Genomic DNA, 16,894 nt, shown 5'->3' with positions numbered 1-16,894 from the left:
CGGCTGAATGAGCACGGCATCCACCACGGAGCATCCGATGGTCGAAACCCGGCACCAAACCCAGTTGCTCACCTTGCTGCGGGACGAGGGCCCGATGTCCAGGGTCGAACTGGGGGAGCGGCTGGAGCTGCCGCGTGCCCGGGTGGGTGCCGAGGTGACCCGCCTCGCCGAGGTCGGTCTCGTCGAGACGGCGGGTCCGTCGGCGAGCCGGGGTGGCAGGCGGTCGACGCTGGTGCGGCTGGCGGGAGACCTGCGAGTGCTCTCCGTCGACGTCGGCGCGACGTCGGTCGGGGTCGCCCTCACCGACGCTTCGTGCGAGGTGCTGGTGCACACCGTCGAGGACTGCGACGTCCGGCAAGGGCCGCACGCCGTCCTCAAACGGGTCGTGGAGCTGGCGGAGAAGATCCGCGAAGAGGCGCCGGGCAAGCTGATCGCCGCCGGGATCGGCCTGCCGGGGCCGGTGAGCTTCGCCGAGGGGATGGCGGTGGCGCCGCCGATAATGCCCGGCTGGGACCGGTTTTCCGTGCGCGACCATCTCGGCGGGCTGTTGCGCTGCCCGGTCACCGTCGACAACGACGTGAACTCGATGGCGCTCGGGGAACGGCACGCCGGGGTCGCCCGGTCCATCGACGATCTGGTGTTCGTCAAGATCGGTACCGGGATCGGCTGCGGGATCGTGCTCGGCGGCAAGGTGTACCGCGGTGTCGCGGGTACCGCCGGCGACATCGGGCACATCCGCCTCGACGACTACGGCCCGACCTGTGCCTGCGGCGAGACCGGCTGCCTCGAGGCGTACTTCGGCGGCGCCGCACTGGCCCGGGACGGGCTGACCCTGGCGCGCAGCGGCCGGTCGGCGTACCTCGCCGACGTCGTCGCGGACCGGGGCGCGATCACCGCCGCGGACGTCGGCCGCGCGGCGGCGTCGGGCGATTTCGGCGCGGTCAACCTGATCCGCGACGGCGGGCGGCGGCTCGGCCAGGTGGTCGCCTCGCTGGTGAGTTTCGTGAACCCGGGGATGGTCGTGATCGGCGGCGGTGTGGCGCAGCTCGGGCATCAGCTGCTCGCCGAGATCCGCAGCTCGGTCTACCGCCGCTCGCTGCCGCTGGCGACCGGGAACCTGCCGATCGTGCTGTCCGAACTCGGGGACACCGCCGGCGTCATCGGGGCCGCCTGGTCGGCCACGGACCGCGCGTTCACGTTGAGTAGCTGAGGCGGCGGCGCAGAGCAGGATCACCCGCCAGGCGAGGCCGCCCCAGGTGCCCGGGGTGGGCGGTTGCCCGAACCCGGCCGCGCAGGCGAGGACGACGGCGGCGATCAAATCCGCTCGTTCGCCGCTGAGCCTGGCCAAAGCTCTGTCGGGGAACCGGAATCGACAACTGCGCGGCTTGGTCGGAATGACGCTCACCAGGGTCTCCTTCAGGTCGGATTCGTTCCGTGCGACGCCACTTTGAGGCGCCGAGTGCGGCCGTGGCACACCTGACGGCGGGGAAGACCGGGGCGATCCGGGGAATCCTGGGGCAGGTTCGCGACGCGGTGACCAGGTGGATCCCGGCGACTACACTTCGTGGGGCCGGGGGGGGACCGATGGCCGAGACGAACAGGTTGTTGCGGGCGGCGAGAGAGCGCCTGCCCTCGCCCGGCGCGCCGGGCGAACGAGCCAGCCGGGCGGAGGTCGCGGAAGCGGTCAACGTCTGGTTATGGGAGACCACGGGCAAGCGACACGCCTTGGACGCGCACTATCTCGCGAAGCTCGAGCGTGGCGTCGCGAGGTGGCCCAACGCGGCGTACCGCGCGGGACTTCGGCACGTGCTGGGAGCCGTGGACGACGCGGCGTTGGGTTTCACGCCCCCTCGTCGCGCAGTGGACGGTAACTCGCTCCCGGTGGCTTCCTCAGAGCCTCGATGGGACTCCAGGACCATGATCGAGCGGGCGATCGCGTTGACCGATCACGATCTCCTCCCGCCCGATCGGCGGAGAACGGTCGCCCATGGGGGAACCCTGCTCGGCCAGGTGCTCAGCGCCGAATTGCGACCGTTCTTGTCACCGGTCGACGGCGCGGCAGAGCGCGGAGGAAACGCTTTCAGCCCACCGGAACTCGACGCCGCCGAGCAGTTCGTCCAAGTGCTGCGTTCGTGGCATTCCGCGCACGGAGCGCTTTCCCGGCAGGCGGTCGTCGCCCAGCTCGGTGCCCATGTTCGACGGCTGCGCTCCGCGCCGCAGGGCACACCGGAGACCGTACGGGGTTTCCGGGTGGGGGCGGAGATCGCCGACATCGCCGCCACGATGGCTTGGGATACGGGAGAAAGCAGCACGGCCCAACGCTATTTCGTGCTTGCCGCACAACTCGCCCACGCCGCGGGCGACGACGCGCTGGCCGCGGTCGCCTTGGGGTCGCTCGCACGTCAGTGCTTCGACATGGGACGCCCTGATGACGGGCTCGAAGTCGTCCAGCTCGCGCAGTACTGCACGAGACGCATCGCGACGCCGAGACTTCGAGCCGTCCTGGCGACGCGCGAAGCGTGGGCCTACGCGCTTCGAGGCGAACCACGAGCTTTCCGGCGCGCGGTCGCGCTCGCCGAGGACTACCACGGCGAAGGAGTGCGTGAGCTCGATGCGCGTACGCCGTCGGCGAGGAGTCTCGACAGCGCGGAACTCGCGGGCGTCATCGGTGCCCGCTATCGGGATCTCGCCCGCTACGAACCGCGGTACGCCGTGACCGCGCAGGAGTACATCAGCCGAGCGCTCGATCTGCGAGATCCGGGCAGGGCGCGCAACCGGGTTTTCGACCTCATCGGGCTGGCCAGGGCGCACCTTCTGTCCAGGGAGCCCGACAGGGCCGCGGAGCTGGTGGCGGAAGCGCTGCCGGCCGCCGGTGCGTGGGCGTCCGGGAGAGTCGGCGTGCGCCTGAGGGACTTCCATCGTGAAGCCGCGGTGTTCGCTACGGTGCCCGCCGTGCGGGACGTCCGTGCCGCCGTCGTGGAAATGACCGCCGCTTGACGAGAGGAACTTCGTTGCGCCGCATCGGAATCACCGGGCACTCGAATCTGTCCGCGACCACTGTGCCGTTGGTCGCCGATGCTCTTCACCGGACGCTCGCCGCTCTGACGGACGAGCCGCTCGTCGGTGTGACTTGCCTGGCCCGTGGCGCCGACCAGCTCTTCGCCCGCGTGGTGCTCGACCTCGGCGGTTCGGTGGAAGTCGTGCTTCCCGCGCAGGACTACCGCGCCAGGAAGGTCAAGCCGGACAACGCGGCCGACTTCGACGAGCTGCTCGGGCGGGCGGCGGTCGTCGACACCCTGCCGTTCCCCGAGTCCGGCCGCGAGGCCTACATGGCGGCCAGTGAACGGGTGCTGGCGGAGGTGGAGGCCATCATCGCGGTCTGGGACGGAGGTCCTTCCGGTGGCCACGGAGGGACCGCCGACGTCGTCGACGCGGCGCGTCAGCGAGGTCTGCCGGTGACGATCGTGTGGCCCGACGGGGCCTTGCGCGAGTGACACCGCGGGACCTCGGCCACGGACCGCGCGTTCACGTTGAGTAGCTGAGGGCGGGCGCCGCTGCGTGTTATGAACGGGACTTTCATTGCAAAATTTGCCATGAAAGTCCCGTTCATGACACGCGCTGTTGGTCCTCCACCGCACGTTGGGCAGTCACCTGATTCCGATTAGTAACGTCAAGATCGTGCAGACTTTCGCTTGAAAAGTACAAAAGTCTGCACCGATCCGAACGGCTAATCGGGTGACAGGGGGCATTTCTGTCTTGTTGTCACCTTGACGAGTGGCAGCAGTCACCCTACTTTCGCTGGCTAAGTAACAAAGTTTGTTACGGCCGATTCGTAAGTGAGGCGTCGTCAAATGAGGCAGTGTGGCCGCGACTGATCCCGGGCAGCTCGACCCGGTCAGCCCACGCACGGCGAATGGCGCCCATGGGTTCTCGGCGGGGAAACGTACCTCGAACCTCGCCGCGCTCCTGCGGGCGCTGCGCGCCGGACCGCTGTCGCGTACCCAGCTCGCGGCGCGGAGCGGGATCGCCAAGGCGGCCGTCTCCGGTCTGGTCACCGAGCTTTCCGAGCGCGGCCTCGTCCGCTCCGCCGGACTCCAGGCAGGCGGCAACGGCAGGCCCAGTCAGCTGGTCGAGCTGAACGGCGCCGGCGCCCACGGGCTCGCGCTGAGTGTCGAGGCCGATCGTTTCGCCGCCGTCGTCACGAACCTCGACGGCCGTGTCATCGCCGAACGCGCCGAGTCCGCCGACGTCGCCGCTCTGGGGCTGCACCGGAGCATGGACGAACTCGCCTTCCTCGCCGGTCAGGTGCTGCGCGACGAGCGGCCGGTCGGCGTCACGGTCTCGGTCCCGGGCCTGGTCGACTCGGCCGCCGCGGTGCTGCGGTTCGCGCCGACGCTGCGTTGGCGCGACGCCGAGATCGCCGATCTGCTGGCCGCCCGGCTCGGGCTGCCGGTCGACGCCATCGCGGTCGACAACGAGGCCAACCTCGGCGCGGTCGGTGAGGCGGTCGCGGGGGCCGGTCGTGGCGTGCGGGAGCTTTTCTACCTCAGCGGCGGGATGAGCGTCGGCGGCGGACTCGTCTCCGGCGGCGCGATCCTGCGCGGGGCAAGGGGTTTCGCCGGGGAGGTCGGGCACATCACCGTCGACCCGTCCGGCGAGCAGTGCCAGTGCGGCCGGGTCGGCTGCCTGGAGACCAAGGCCGGCCTCAACGCCGTGTTGCGGGTCGCCGCCTCACCGGGTGACCCCCTGCACGATCCCGCGCTCGGCGTCGACGGCCGGGTCGGGCTGCTCAAGCATCGCGTCCAGCGCGGTGACCAGCGTGCCGTCGCGGCGGTCTCGGGACTCGGGGTCGCCCTCGGTGTCGCGGTGTCCACTGTGGTCGATGTACTCGACCCGGACGTCGTGGTGCTCGGCGGTTACTTCGCCGAACTGGGCGAGTGGCTGGTCGAGCCGGTGCGCCGCGAACTGTCCGCGCGCCCGCTGGGGCACGAGCCTGCCTGCCGGGTCGAGCCGTCGCCGCTGGGTACCACCGCTCCGCTGCGCGGGGCCGCACACCTTGCCACCGAACGGCTTTTCGCCGACCCGACGCTCGTTCCAGTGCTCACCGAGGAGGCGCCGGCATGACCTTGCTATCGGTCCGGGGGATCGTGAAGACCTTCCCGGGCGTTCGCGCGCTCGACGGGGTCGACTTCGACGTCGAACCCGGCGAGGTGCACTGTCTGCTCGGCCAGAACGGCGCGGGCAAGTCCACGCTGATCAAGACCCTCGCCGGGGCGCACCGTCCCGACGGCGGCGAGATCTTCTGGCAGGGCGAGCCGGTCACGCTGCCTTCGCCGGTCGCCGCGCTGAAGATCGGCATCGCGACCATGTACCAGGAACTCGACCTGGTGCCAGGGCTTTCCGTGGCGGACAACATCTTTCTCGGCCGCGAGCGGGCCAGCTTCGGCTTCACGCGGATCAGCGAATCGCGTGCCATGGCCGCGAAGCTGATGGCCCGGCTCGGGCATCCGGAGATCACCCCGTCGACCGAGGTGGGCAAGCTCTCCGCCGCCGGGCAGCAGCTGGTCTCGATGGCGCGGGCGCTCGCCTACGACGCCAAGCTGCTGGTGATGGACGAGCCCACCGCGGCACTGGCGGGGGAAGAGGTCGACAACCTGTTCCGCATCGTCGGCGAACTGACCGACGAAGGCGTCGCGATCGTCTACATCTCCCACCGGCTCGAAGAACTGCGCCGGATCGGCCACCGCGTCACCGTGCTCAAGGACGGCAAGACCGTCTCCACCGGCCTCGACGCCAAGGAGACGCCGACGTCGGATCTCGTCGCGCTCATGGCGGGCCGCAAGGTCGAGACCGTGTTCGGCCCCCGGCACCAGGAGCACGTGAACCCGGACAAAGAGGTGCTCAAGGTGGAGAACCTGACCACCGTTGGCGAGTTCGAGAACGTGAGCTTCACCGTGCACGCCGGGGAGGTCGTCGGTATCGCGGGTCTCGTCGGCTCCGGGCGCAGCGAGCTGCTGGAGACGATCTTCGGCGCGCGCAAACAGGACGCGGGCACGGTCTCGGTCGACGGCGAACCGGTACGGGCGGGCAGTGTGTCCGCGGCGGTCAAGGCCGGGATCGGCCTGGCGCCGGAGGAACGCAAGAGCCAAGGCCTGCTGCTGGACCTGCCGGTGGTGCACAACGTGACACTGGCCAGCCTGTCCAAATACGCGACGTTCGGGTTCTCCGAGCGGTCGAGGGAGCTGGAGGACGCCGGGGAAAGCCTGCGGCGGCTCGATCTCCGGCCCGCCGACCCGCACCGGATCATCCGCACGCTGTCCGGCGGAAACCAGCAGAAGGCGGTGCTCGCGCGCTGGCTGGTCCGCGGCTGCCGGGTACTGCTGCTCGACGAGCCGACCCGCGGGGTGGACGTCGGCGCGCGGGCCGAGCTGTACCGGCTGATCGAAGAACTGGCCGCGACCGGGGTCGCCATCGTGCTGGTCTCCAGCGAGATCCCCGAAGTACTCGGACTGTCCGACCGGGTGCTGGTGCTGCGTGAAGGACATGTCCTGGCTGAAAGGCCGTCTGCGGAGCTGACAGAGGCGGATGTGCTCGACGTGATTCTCGAGGGGAGTGCGGCGTGACTGACCAAGCCGAGTCGGTGCGTACGGGAAGCGCCGTGGAACCCGTGCCACCTAAAGAAAAGCGACACTTCTCGCTGGACACCCGGTTGCTCGGGCTGACCGGTGTGCTGGTGATCCTGTGCGTCGTCGGCCAGCTGACCCGGCCCGACCAGTTCTTCACCGAAGGCAACATCTCGACGATCCTCCGGCTGGCCGCGGCCATCGGCGTGGTCAGCGTCGGGATGACCTTCGTGATCATCGCCGGCGGCATCGACCTCTCGGTCGGGTCGATCGTGGCGCTCTCCAGCGTCTGGCTGACCACACTGGCCACCCAGTCCTACGGCCCGTTCGTGATGATCCTTTGTGGACTCCTGGTCGGCCTCGGCTGCGGTCTGGTCAACGGGATCCTGGTCTCCTACGGGAAGATCGTGCCGTTCATCGCGACCTTGGCGATGTACGTCGCGGCCCGCGGGCTCGCGGAACGCATCAGCGGCCGCCGCACGCAGGTGGTGTCGGAGGCGGGCTTCCTCGACTTCTTCCGCGGCGACCTGCTCGGCGTCCCGGTGCTGATCTGGATGTTCGCGCTGGTGTTCGTCATCGGCTGGGTGCTGCTGAACCGCACCACGTTCGGCCGCCGCACCTTCGCCGTCGGTGGCAACGCCGAGGCTTCGCGCCTGGCGGGCATCAACGTCAAGCGGCACACCGCACTCGTCTACGGCGTCGCCGGACTGTGCTGCGGTATCGCCGCGCTGATGGTCGTCGCCCGCACCACCGCGGGCGCCTCGACCAACGGCATGCTCTACGAACTCGACGCCATCGCGGCGGTCGTCATCGGCGGCACCCTGCTCACCGGTGGCCGCGGCTCGCTCATCGGCACCCTGATCGGCGTGCTGATCTTCACCGTGCTGTCCAACATCTTCACGCTCAACAACCTGGACACCGACATCCAGAACATCGCCAAGGGCGTGATCATCGTGCTGGCCGCGCTACTGCAGTTCCGCTCCGTCAAGAAAACCAAGACGAGTACTTGATCACCGTGGATGGAGAATCGTCATGACCGAACAATCCCTGCATCGCCGCCGTTTCCTGCTGGGGGGCGCGGCCGTCGGAGCGGGTGCGCTGCTGACCGCGTGCACCTCGAACGAGGCACCGGCGCAGAACAACGCCGCCAACGTGGCCAACGCGGGCAGCAACTCGCAGCCCGGAAACCCGGTCACCATCGGGTTTTCGGCCCCGGCCGCCGACCACGGCTGGATGGCGGCCATCACCAAGAACGCCCGCGCGCAGGCGCAGAAGTTCAGTGAGGTCACACTCAACGCGACCGAGGGCACCAACGACGTCAACCAGCAGATCTCGCAGGTGGAGACGCTGATCAACGCCAAGGTCAACGTGCTGGTGATCCTGCCGTTCGACGGCAAGGCGCTCACCGCCGTCGGCCAGCAGGCGATGGACGCCGGGATCCAGGTGATCAACCTCGACCGTGTCTTCGACACCCCGCTCGCGTACCGCACCTGGATCGGTGGCGACAACTACCGGATGGGCGTCAACGCCGGGAACTACATCGCCAAGCAGATGAAGGCGAAGAACATCGCCAGCCCGGTCATCGGCGAGGTCGCGGGCATCGACTCGCTGCCGCTGACCCAGGAACGCAGCAAGGGGTTCAAGGACGCCTTGGCGCGTCAGGGTTTCGCGGTCGGCCCTCGGGTCTCGGCGCAGTTCACGCCGGAGTCCGGTGAGCAGCAGACCTCGAACCTGCTGCAGTCCGCGCCCAAACTGGACGCGCTCTGGAACCACGACGACGACCAGGGGGTCGGTGTCATCGCGGCGATCAACAACGCGAACCGCAAGGACTTCCTGATGGTCGGCGGCGCGGGTTCGAAGAACGCGATGAACCTGATCAAATCCGACGCCGAGCCGCTGAAGGCGACGGTGCTCTACAGCCCGTCGATGGCGTCGTCCGCGATCTCGCTCGCCAGGCTGCTCGGCCAGAACAAGGGCGCGGGCGATTTCGCCGAGCACGAGATCCCGTCGGAGATCACCACGTACTCCGCGGTGGTCACCAAGGAGAACGTCGACCAGTACATGGACGTCGGCTTCGACTCGTAAACCCGCGTACCCGACACACGCAAGCGGAGACATAGGAGGGGCATGAGCACGGCAAAGGAAACGATCGGGGTCGGCATGGTCGGTCACTCGTTCATGGGTGCGGTGCATTCGCACGCGTGGCGCAGTGTGCACCGGTTCTTCGCGCCACCGCTGATCCCGAGACTCGCCGTGCTCGGCGGCCGCGACGAAGGGCGGGCGAAGGCCGCGGCGGAGCGGTTCGGCTGGGAAGACGTCGAGACGGATTGGCGCGCGCTGATCGCCCGCGACGACGTCGACCTGGTCGACATCTGCACCCCGGGCGACAGCCACGCCGAGATCGCGATCGCCGCGCTCGAGGCCGGAAAGCATGTGCTGTGCGAGAAACCGCTGGCCAACACCCTCGCCGAAGCCGAGGCGATGGCGGAGGCGGCGGCCAAGGCGCGGGCGAACGGCGTCCGGTCCATGGTGGCCTTCAACTACCGCCGGGTGCCCGCGCTCGCGCACGCCAGGAACCTGGTCGCGAGCGGGGCACTCGGCGAGATCCGCCACGTGCGCACGGTCTACCTGCAGGATTGGCTGTCCGACCCGGAGTCGCCGATGACCTGGCGGCTGCACAAGGACAAGGCGGGCTCCGGCGCGCTGGGCGATCTCGGCGCGCATATCGTCGACGCCGCCCAGTTCGTCACCGGCGAGACCATCACCGGGGTCTCCGCCTTGACGAACACCTTCGTCAAGGAACGGCCGGACGGCGACGGCGGGACGGGGCAGGTCACCGTCGACGACTGCGCGCTGTTCCTCGGCCGGTTCTCCGGCGGCGCCGTGGCGAGTTTCGAAGCGACCCGGTACGCGCTGGGCCGCAAGAACTCGATGCGGCTGGAGATCAACGGATCGAAGGCGAGCCTCGCCTTCGACTTCGAGTCGATGAACGAACTGTCCTTCTACGACGGTGGCCAGCCCGCCACCGAGTCGGGGTTCCGCCGGATCCTGGTCACCGAACCGGACCACCCGTACGTCGGGGTGTGGTGGCCGCCGGGCCACCTCCTCGGCTACGAGCACACCTTCACCAACGAGGTCGCCGACCTGCTCACCGCGATCGGCGAAGGTACGGATCCCGAACCGTCCTTCGAGGACGGGTTGAGGGTTCAGATGGTCCTCGACGCGGTCGAGCGCAGCGCGGCCGAAGAGGCGCGATGGACAGCTGTGCCCGGAGGCGGCGGAGTGGTAACGGCGGAGTAGATCCAGCCGAAAGTCGCATGGACGTACTTCATGGCGACTTGGTTCGATCCGAAACGTCCGACCATCCGAGGAAATGGACTGTCGGACGTTCCGGATCTTGGAAAGGTGGAGAAATGCCTGCTCAGGAGCGCACGGGCATCTGGTTGATCGGTGCGAGAGGATCGGTGGCCACGACCGCCGCGGTGGGCCTGCTGGCCCTGCGCGCCGGTGTGACCGGTCCGGTCGGCTGTGTCACCGAGCTACCCGCGTTCGCGGGGGTTCCGTTGCCGGGCTGGGACGATCTGGTCCTCGGCGGGCACGACATCGCGCACACTCCGCTGGAGAAGCGCGCCGAACAGCTGGCGCACGCCGGTGTGTTCGGGCACTCGGTGTTCTCGGCGGTCCGATCCGGACTGGCCGAAGTGGACGCCGAGATCCGCGACGGTTACCACCCGGCGACGCATACCGGTGCCCAGGCCGACGCCGCCGCCCGGCTCGGCGCGGACATCCGAGCTTTCGCGGACCGGCACGACCTCGCGCGGGTCGTGGTGGTCAACGTGTCCTCCACCGAGGCCCCGTGTCCCCACCTTCCCGAACACGACGACCTCGACGCTCTCGAAGCCGCGCTCGCGGATCCGGCGAGGGCGGTCCTGCCGCCCAGCTCGCTGTCGGCCTACGCGGCGCTGAAAGCGGGAAGTCCGTACGTCGAATTCACGCCGTCCGCCGGGGTCACCCTGCCCGCGTTGCGGCAGCTCGCCGAGCGGGAAGGCCTGCCGTACGCGGGATGCGACGGCAAGACCGGGGAGACGCTGCTCCGCACCGTCCTCGCGCCGATGTTCAGCGCGCGGGCGCTGAAGGTCCGCTCTTGGTCGGGCACCAACCTGCTCGGCGGCGGTGACGGCGAGACCCTCGCCGACCCGGTGACCGCGAACAGCAAGCTGGAGTCGAAGGCCCGCGGCCTCGCGGCGTTGCTCGGCGAGGACGTCACCGCGCCGCTGCACATCGACAACGTGCCCGACCTCGGCGAGATCAAGACCGCGTGGGACCACGTGTCGTTCGAGGGATTCCTCGGCGCGCGCATGAGCCTGCAGTTCACCTGGACCGGCTACGACTCCGCGCTCGCGGCGCCGTTGATCCTCGACCTCGCGAGGCTGGTCACCGCGGCGCACGCCGACGGCCAGAGCGGCGCGCTGACCGAACTCGGCTTCTTCTTCAAGGATCCGCTGGGCAGCGACGAACACCGCTTCGCCGAGCAGGCCGCCCGCCTGATCACCTGGGCGGCGGCACTGTGAAATCGAATGCTGTGAAGGCTTACGTGGAACTCGTCCGCGCCCCAGCCGCGCTGACGGTGCTCGGTGACACGGTCGCCGGGTCCGCCGCCGCGGGGCTCAAGATGACCGGGCGACGGCTGCTGCTGCCGCTGTCCTCGGTCGCCTTCTACTGGGCCGGGATGGCCCTCAACGACTGGGCGGACCGGAAGCTCGACGCCGTGGAGCGTCCCGAGCGGCCGATCCCGTCCGGGCGGGTGAGTGCCGGCGCGGCGCTCACCACCGGCGCCGCGCTGACCGCGACCGGGCTCGGCCTGGCCGCGCTCGGCGGCGGCCGTCAGGCGATGCGCGTCGCGGTCCCGCTGGCGGCCGCGGTGTGGGCCTACGACACCGTGCTCAAGCCGACCCCGGCCGGACCGGTGGCGATGGCGGCCTGTCGCACGCTCGACGTCCTGCTGGGCGCGGGCCTTGAAACTCGCCGTGCTCTCACCGCCGCGGCCGCCGTCGGCGTGCACACGCTCGGTGTCACCGTCTTGTCCACCGGGGAAGTGCACGGCGCGAAACCAGGTACGGCTCGTGCCGCACTGGCCACCAGCTGCGCCGCGACAACGTTGGCATTGACCGGACCCGCACGTGGGGGCTGGTATCGCGCGGCCTCGGTGGCGGCCGGTTCGGGCTACGCGGGCCTGGTCGGCCGGGCACAGGCGGACGCCGTCCGCGATCCGTCCGCGAAGTCCGTGCGGTCGGCGACCAAGAACGGCATCCACGGCATGGTCCCGCTCCAGGCGGCGGTCACGGCCAAAGGCTCGGTACTGGGAGCCGTGCTCGTCGCGGCCGCGCTGCCGATCGCCCGCAAGCTGTCGAGGAAGGTGAGCCCCACATGACTGTGTTCTCCTTGGGATACGGCACCAACGGCTTCTCCAACCACCGTCTCGACGACGCGCTCGCGATCATCGCCGACCTCGGCTACACCGGGGTGGCGCTGACCCTGGACCACGACCATCTCGACCCGTTCGCCGACGATCTGGCGCGGCAGGTCGACCACGTGGCGTCCCGGCTTTCGGCGCTCGGCCTGAACCGGGTCGTCGTCGAGACCGGCGCGCGCTACCTGCTCGACCCGTGGCACAAGCACTCGCCGACGCTGCTGTCGGACGACCCCGCGCGCCGGATCGACTTCCTGGCAAGGGCGATGCGGATCGCCGCCGACCTCGGCGCCGACTGTGTCTCGTTCTGGTCCGGTGTGTCTACTGTGGACACAGAGGTCGCCTGGCCCCGGCTGCGTGACGGCGTCGCCGCGGTGCTGGAGCATGCTTCGCGGCTGAACGTCCGGCTGGCCATGGAACCGGAGCCCGGGCACCTCGTGCAGCATCTGAGCCAGGTCCTGGACCTGCGCAAGGAACTGGGCGAGCCGGAACTGTTCGGGGTCACGCTCGACGTCGGGCACTGCGTCGCCGTCGAGCCGGTGAACGCGGCCGAGTGCGTCCGTCTCGCCGGACCGCTGCTGTGGAACGTCCAGCTGGACGACATGCTGCCGAGGGTCCACGAGCACCTCGAATTCGGCGACGGTCATCTGGACCTGCCGGGCACGCTCGCCGCGCTGGCGGAGATCGGCTACACCGGGCTGGCCGCGGTCGAACTGCCCCGGCACAGCCACGCCGCACCGGACACCGCGCGCAGCGCCTTCGAAGCCCTCACCAGCGCGTTGCCGCAAACGTGGCTGGACAAGGCGGAACGGCGGATCCGGGAAAAGCCGTCGGTCGTCGGCTCGCTCTTCCCGGCCGTCGGCCGCGAGGTCGGCCGGACGGCGTTGCGGCCGGAGACGGATCCGCAGGGGCTGGTGCACGGCACCGTCGACGACCGGGCGCGCGTCCGGCTCGTGACGGCGCTGGCCGGCGTCCTCGACGACGCGGCGTTGGCCGCTGAGCTGCGGGATCTCTACCGCTACGGTGACGACGCCGAGCGGCGAGGAGTGCTCCGCGCGCTCAACGAGCTTGAGTCCCCAGACGCCGAAGTCACCGACACCGGCGTCAAGCTGGTCGAAGACGCCTTGCGCGCCAACGACATCCGCCTGGTCGCCGCCGCCATGGGCGCTTTCGCCCGCTTCCTGGACGACCACACCTGGCGGCACGGTGTCCTCAAATGCGTCTTCGTCGGCGTTCCGCTCGCCGCCGTCGCGGAGCTCGAAACCCGCGCGGACGACGAGCTGAGGCGCATGCTCGCCGACTTCGCCGACGAACGCAGGGCGGCCGGACGTGACGTTCCCGCCGACGCCCTCGAACTCCTCAAGGAGAACTAACACAGTGCGCATCTTCGATCCCCACATCCACATGTCCTCCCGGACCACCGACGACTACGAAGCCATGTACGCGGCAGGCGTGCGCGCTCTCGTCGAACCCGCGTTCTGGCTGGGGCAGCCGCGCACCAGCGTCGGCTCGTACACCGACTACTTCGACGCCCTCATCGGCTGGGAACGGTTCCGCGCCGCCCAGTTCGGCATCCGCCACCACTGCACGATCGCGCTGAACCCCAAGGAAGCCAACGACCCCCGCTGCCGCGAAGTGCTCGACGTCCTCCCGAGGTACCTGGCCAAGGACGGCGTCGTCGCGGTCGGCGAGGTCGGCTACGACTCGATGACCAAGGAAGAGGACGAGGTCTTCGCGCGGCAGCTGGCGATGGCCCTCGAACACGACCTGCCCGTCTTGGTGCACACGCCGCACCGCGACAAGCTCGAAGGCACCAAGCGCACCCTCGACGTCGTCCGTGAGGCCGGGATCGCGCCGGAGCGCGTGGTCGTCGACCACCTCAACGAGGTGACCGTCAAGCTGGTCAAGGATTCTGGCGCCTGGATGGGGTTCTCCATCTACCCGGACACCAAGATGGACGAGCACCGGATGGTCGAGATCCTGCGCCAGTACGGGCTGGACAACATGATCGTCAACTCGGCCGCCGACTGGGGGCGCTCGGATCCGTTGAAGACCGCCAAAACCGGGCAGGCGATGCTCGACGGCGGCTTCACCGAGGCCGACGTCGACAAGGTGCTGTGGCAGAACCCCGTCGAGTTCTACGGGCAGAGCGGGCGGCTCACCCTCGACCCGCTGCCCGGGTTCACCGGCGAGGCGGCGACCTTCGAGGGCAACTCGGTGTTGCGAGGTGCCCGCAAATGATCTCCTACTGCACGAATGTCCATCCCGCCGAGGACGTCGACGGCATCGTCGCGCAGCTGGAGCGGTACGCGCTTCCGGTCCGCGAACGGCTGGGCGCCGACCGGCTCGGCGTCGGACTGTGGCTCTCCGCGCCGGTCGCGCGCGGGCTCGCCGAAGACGCCGGGGCGCGCAAGCGGTTCCGTGCCGAACTCGACGCCCGCGGGCTGTCGGTGTACACGCTGAACGCGTTCCCGTACGGCGGATTCCACGACGAGGTCGTCAAGCACGCGGTCTACCGTCCTGAGTGGACTCATCCGGACCGGGTCGCGTACACGATCGACTGTGTGAACGTCCTTTCCGACCTGCTCGCCGAGGACGCTTCGTACGGCAGCATCTCCACGCTGCCGCTCGCGTGGCGCGAGCCGTGGTCCGAGCACGACGACCGTCGCGCGGCCGAGGCCTTCAGCCAGGTCGTCCGGGCGATCGGTGACCGGCCGATCAAACTGGCCGTCGAGCCGGAACCCGGTTGCGTGCTCGACACCGTTGCCGACGCGCTGGGCTGGTTGTCCGGCCGCGTCGATCCGGAGTACGTCGGGCTGTGCCTGGACACCTGCCACCTCGCGGTGTCGTTCGCCGATCCGGCGGAGACCCTCAAGGCGATCGCCGAGTCCGATGTGGACATCGTCAAGGTGCAGGCTTCCGCCGCACTGCACGTGGAAAAGCCCGCCGAAGCCCGTGAGGCGTTGGCAGCGTTCGCCGAACCCCGCTATCTGCACCAGGTCCGGGAGCTTTCGGGCGGTGTCGTGCACAAGGCCGACGACCTGCCCGAGGCATGGACGGAGTTGCCGGGGGAGGGGCCGTGGCGCGTGCATTTCCACATGCCGCTGCACCAGGCCCCGGCCGCTCCGCTGTCCACCACGACCGACGTCCTGCGCATCATCGCCGCCGGGTTGCCCGGCGAACCGCATATCGAGGTCGAGACCTACACCTGGAGTGTCCTGCCGGACGCGGGTGACCTCGTCGGCGGAATCGCTGCGGAACTCGAGTGGGCGCAGGCGTACCTCGTCAAGGAAGGGGTTTCCGCGTGAAGCCGCTGGTCGTCATCGACGTCGTCGGGCTGACCCCGAAGGCGTTGCGGGACATGCCGAACCTGTCCGCCGTCGCCCGTGACGGCTGGCAGGCCGAACTGGGCACGGTGCTGCCCGCCGTCACCTGCAGCGCGCAGTCGACCTTCCTCACCGGGCTCATGCCCGCGCAGCACGGGATCGTCGGCAACGGCTGGTACTTCCGCGATCTCGGCGAGATCTTCCTGTGGCGCCAGCACAACCGGCTCGTCGGCGGGGAGAAGCTGTGGGAGACCGCGCGGGCGGCGCACCCCGGCTACACGTCGGCGAACGTGTGCTGGTGGTACGCGATGGGGATGAGCACCGACGTCACGGTGACCCCGCGCCCGATCTACCACGCCGACGGCCGCAAGTCGCCGGACGCCTATGTGCGACCGCCGGAACTGCACGATCAGCTGACCGGCGCGCTGGGGGAGTTCCCGCTCTTCCAGTACTGGGGCCCGACGGCGTCGCTCAAGTCGAGCAAGTGGGTGATCGGCGCGTCGCGGCAGATCCTGCGGGAGAAGCGTCCCGATCTGCTGCTGACCTACGTCCCGCATCTGGACTACGACCTGCAGCGCTTCGGTCCCGACGCACCGCAGGCGGCGTTGGCGGCGCGGGAGTTGGACAAGGCGCTGGCACCGCTGCTCGACGACGCCCGCAACGCCGGGGCGACCGTGGTCGCGCTCAGCGAGTACGGGATCACCAACGTGCACCGGCCGGTCGACATCAACCGGGCACTGCGGCGCGAAGGACTGCTGGAGGTCTACACCCAGGCGGGCATGGAGTACCTCGATCCATGGGCGTCGCGTGCGTTCGCCGTCGCCGACCACCAGGTCGCGCACGTCTACGTCCGTGACGAGTCCGATGTGGAGCGAGTGCGCTCCATCGTCGGCGAACTGACCGGCGTCGACGAGGTCCTCGACCGCGAGGCACAAGCTCGTTACGGGCTGGACCACGAACGGGCAGGTGAACTCGTCGCGGTCGCCGAGCCGGACTCGTGGTTCACGTACTACTACTGGCTCGACGACGCGCGGAAGCCCGATTTCGCGCGCGGCGTGGAGATCCACCGCAAGCCGGGCTACGACCCCGCCGAGCTGTTCTTCGACCCGGAGGACAAGTTCGCCAAGGCGCGGGCCGGGCTCAACCTGGCGAAGAAGTTCGCCGGGCTGCGCTACGCGATGGACGTCGTCCCGACCGATCCGCGCTGGGTGCGCGGTTCCCACGGACGGCTCCCCGATGCAGGCGAGGACGGTCCGGTGCTGCTGTGCAGTGACCCGGCCTTCCAGCCCTCCGGTCGCGTCGGGGCGACCGACGTGCATCCGTTGCTTTTGGCACTGCAGGGATTGAAGTAAGGGAGGTCTTCGGTACAGCGGGTCGTGTGTTGGGGGTTTAGTTGTTGGACCACAAGAACCAAACCAACACCACCCCCCCCGCACCCACACACGGCCTGGAAACGCGCGGGACTCGGAAAATCG

Annotated in this window: 14 protein-coding genes; all 14 read left to right on the top strand. The window is 69.4% G+C overall.

The window, feature by feature from the left end:
* Nucleotides 1-7 precede the first annotated feature (7 nt).
* The 14 genes from ACZ5ZX_RS17115 to ACZ5ZX_RS17050 all read left to right on the top strand — a co-directional run bounded on the left by ACZ5ZX_RS17115 (nt 8) and on the right by ACZ5ZX_RS17050 (nt 16,771).
* Entirely contained in the window at nt 8-1,210 is a 1,203-nt protein-coding gene (locus ACZ5ZX_RS17115; protein WP_465502957.1) for an ROK family transcriptional regulator, read from the top strand.
* Nucleotides 1,211-1,584: 374 nt separating this feature from the next.
* Complete coding sequence (locus ACZ5ZX_RS17110; RefSeq protein ID WP_465502956.1) at nt 1,585-2,997, top strand: hypothetical protein; 1,413 nt, start codon at nt 1,585-1,587, stop codon at nt 2,995-2,997.
* Nucleotides 2,998-3,011: 14 nt separating this feature from the next.
* On the top strand, nt 3,012-3,494 hold the full coding sequence (locus tag ACZ5ZX_RS17105) for a hypothetical protein (RefSeq protein ID WP_465502955.1): 483 nt from the start codon (nt 3,012-3,014) through the stop codon (nt 3,492-3,494).
* Nucleotides 3,495-3,861: 367 nt separating this feature from the next.
* A complete protein-coding gene (locus ACZ5ZX_RS17100) occupies nt 3,862-5,124 on the top strand; it encodes an ROK family transcriptional regulator (RefSeq protein ID WP_465502954.1) in 1,263 nt (420 codons plus the stop codon).
* Nucleotides 5,121-6,623, top strand: a complete 1,503-nt coding sequence (locus ACZ5ZX_RS17095) for a sugar ABC transporter ATP-binding protein (protein ID WP_465502953.1) — start codon at nt 5,121-5,123, stop codon at nt 6,621-6,623. Before ACZ5ZX_RS17100 ends, ACZ5ZX_RS17095 begins: the two co-directional genes overlap by 4 nt.
* 35 nt (nt 6,624-6,658) lie before the next feature.
* A complete protein-coding gene (locus ACZ5ZX_RS17090; protein WP_465503107.1) occupies nt 6,659-7,633 on the top strand; it encodes an ABC transporter permease in 975 nt (324 codons plus the stop codon).
* Nucleotides 7,634-7,655: 22 nt separating this feature from the next.
* Nucleotides 7,656-8,708, top strand: a complete 1,053-nt coding sequence (locus tag ACZ5ZX_RS17085; protein ID WP_465502952.1) for a substrate-binding domain-containing protein — start codon at nt 7,656-7,658, stop codon at nt 8,706-8,708.
* A 42-nt stretch (nt 8,709-8,750) separates the two neighbouring features.
* Complete coding sequence (locus tag ACZ5ZX_RS17080; RefSeq protein ID WP_465502951.1) at nt 8,751-9,923, top strand: Gfo/Idh/MocA family protein; 1,173 nt, start codon at nt 8,751-8,753, stop codon at nt 9,921-9,923.
* A 113-nt stretch (nt 9,924-10,036) separates the two neighbouring features.
* A complete protein-coding gene (locus ACZ5ZX_RS17075) occupies nt 10,037-11,194 on the top strand; it encodes an inositol-3-phosphate synthase (protein WP_465502950.1) in 1,158 nt (385 codons plus the stop codon).
* An 11-nt stretch (nt 11,195-11,205) separates the two neighbouring features.
* Nucleotides 11,206-12,054, top strand: coding sequence for an SCO3242 family prenyltransferase (locus ACZ5ZX_RS17070; RefSeq protein WP_465502949.1), 849 nt, complete (start codon nt 11,206-11,208; stop codon nt 12,052-12,054).
* Complete coding sequence (locus ACZ5ZX_RS17065) at nt 12,051-13,466, top strand: EboA domain-containing protein (protein ID WP_465502948.1); 1,416 nt, start codon at nt 12,051-12,053, stop codon at nt 13,464-13,466. Before ACZ5ZX_RS17070 ends, ACZ5ZX_RS17065 begins: the two co-directional genes overlap by 4 nt.
* 4 nt (nt 13,467-13,470) lie before the next feature.
* Nucleotides 13,471-14,334 (top strand): TatD family hydrolase, encoded by an 864-nt coding sequence (locus ACZ5ZX_RS17060; RefSeq protein WP_465502947.1) that lies wholly within the window; start codon nt 13,471-13,473, stop codon nt 14,332-14,334.
* Entirely contained in the window at nt 14,331-15,401 is a 1,071-nt protein-coding gene (eboE, locus tag ACZ5ZX_RS17055) for a metabolite traffic protein EboE (RefSeq protein WP_465502946.1), read from the top strand. The genes ACZ5ZX_RS17060 and eboE overlap by 4 nt, the downstream gene beginning before the upstream one ends.
* The gene (locus ACZ5ZX_RS17050; RefSeq protein WP_465502945.1) at nt 15,398-16,771 is read left to right on the top strand and encodes an alkaline phosphatase family protein; all 1,374 of its coding nucleotides are present in this window, start codon (nt 15,398-15,400) and stop codon (nt 16,769-16,771) included. The genes eboE and ACZ5ZX_RS17050 overlap by 4 nt, the downstream gene beginning before the upstream one ends.
* The last annotated feature ends 123 nt before the right edge of the window (nt 16,772-16,894 follow it).

This window comes from Amycolatopsis sp. NPDC033938, from assembly GCF_055575975.1.
Note: the sequence above shows the minus strand (reverse complement) of the source record. Positions and strands in the feature narration are given on the sequence as shown.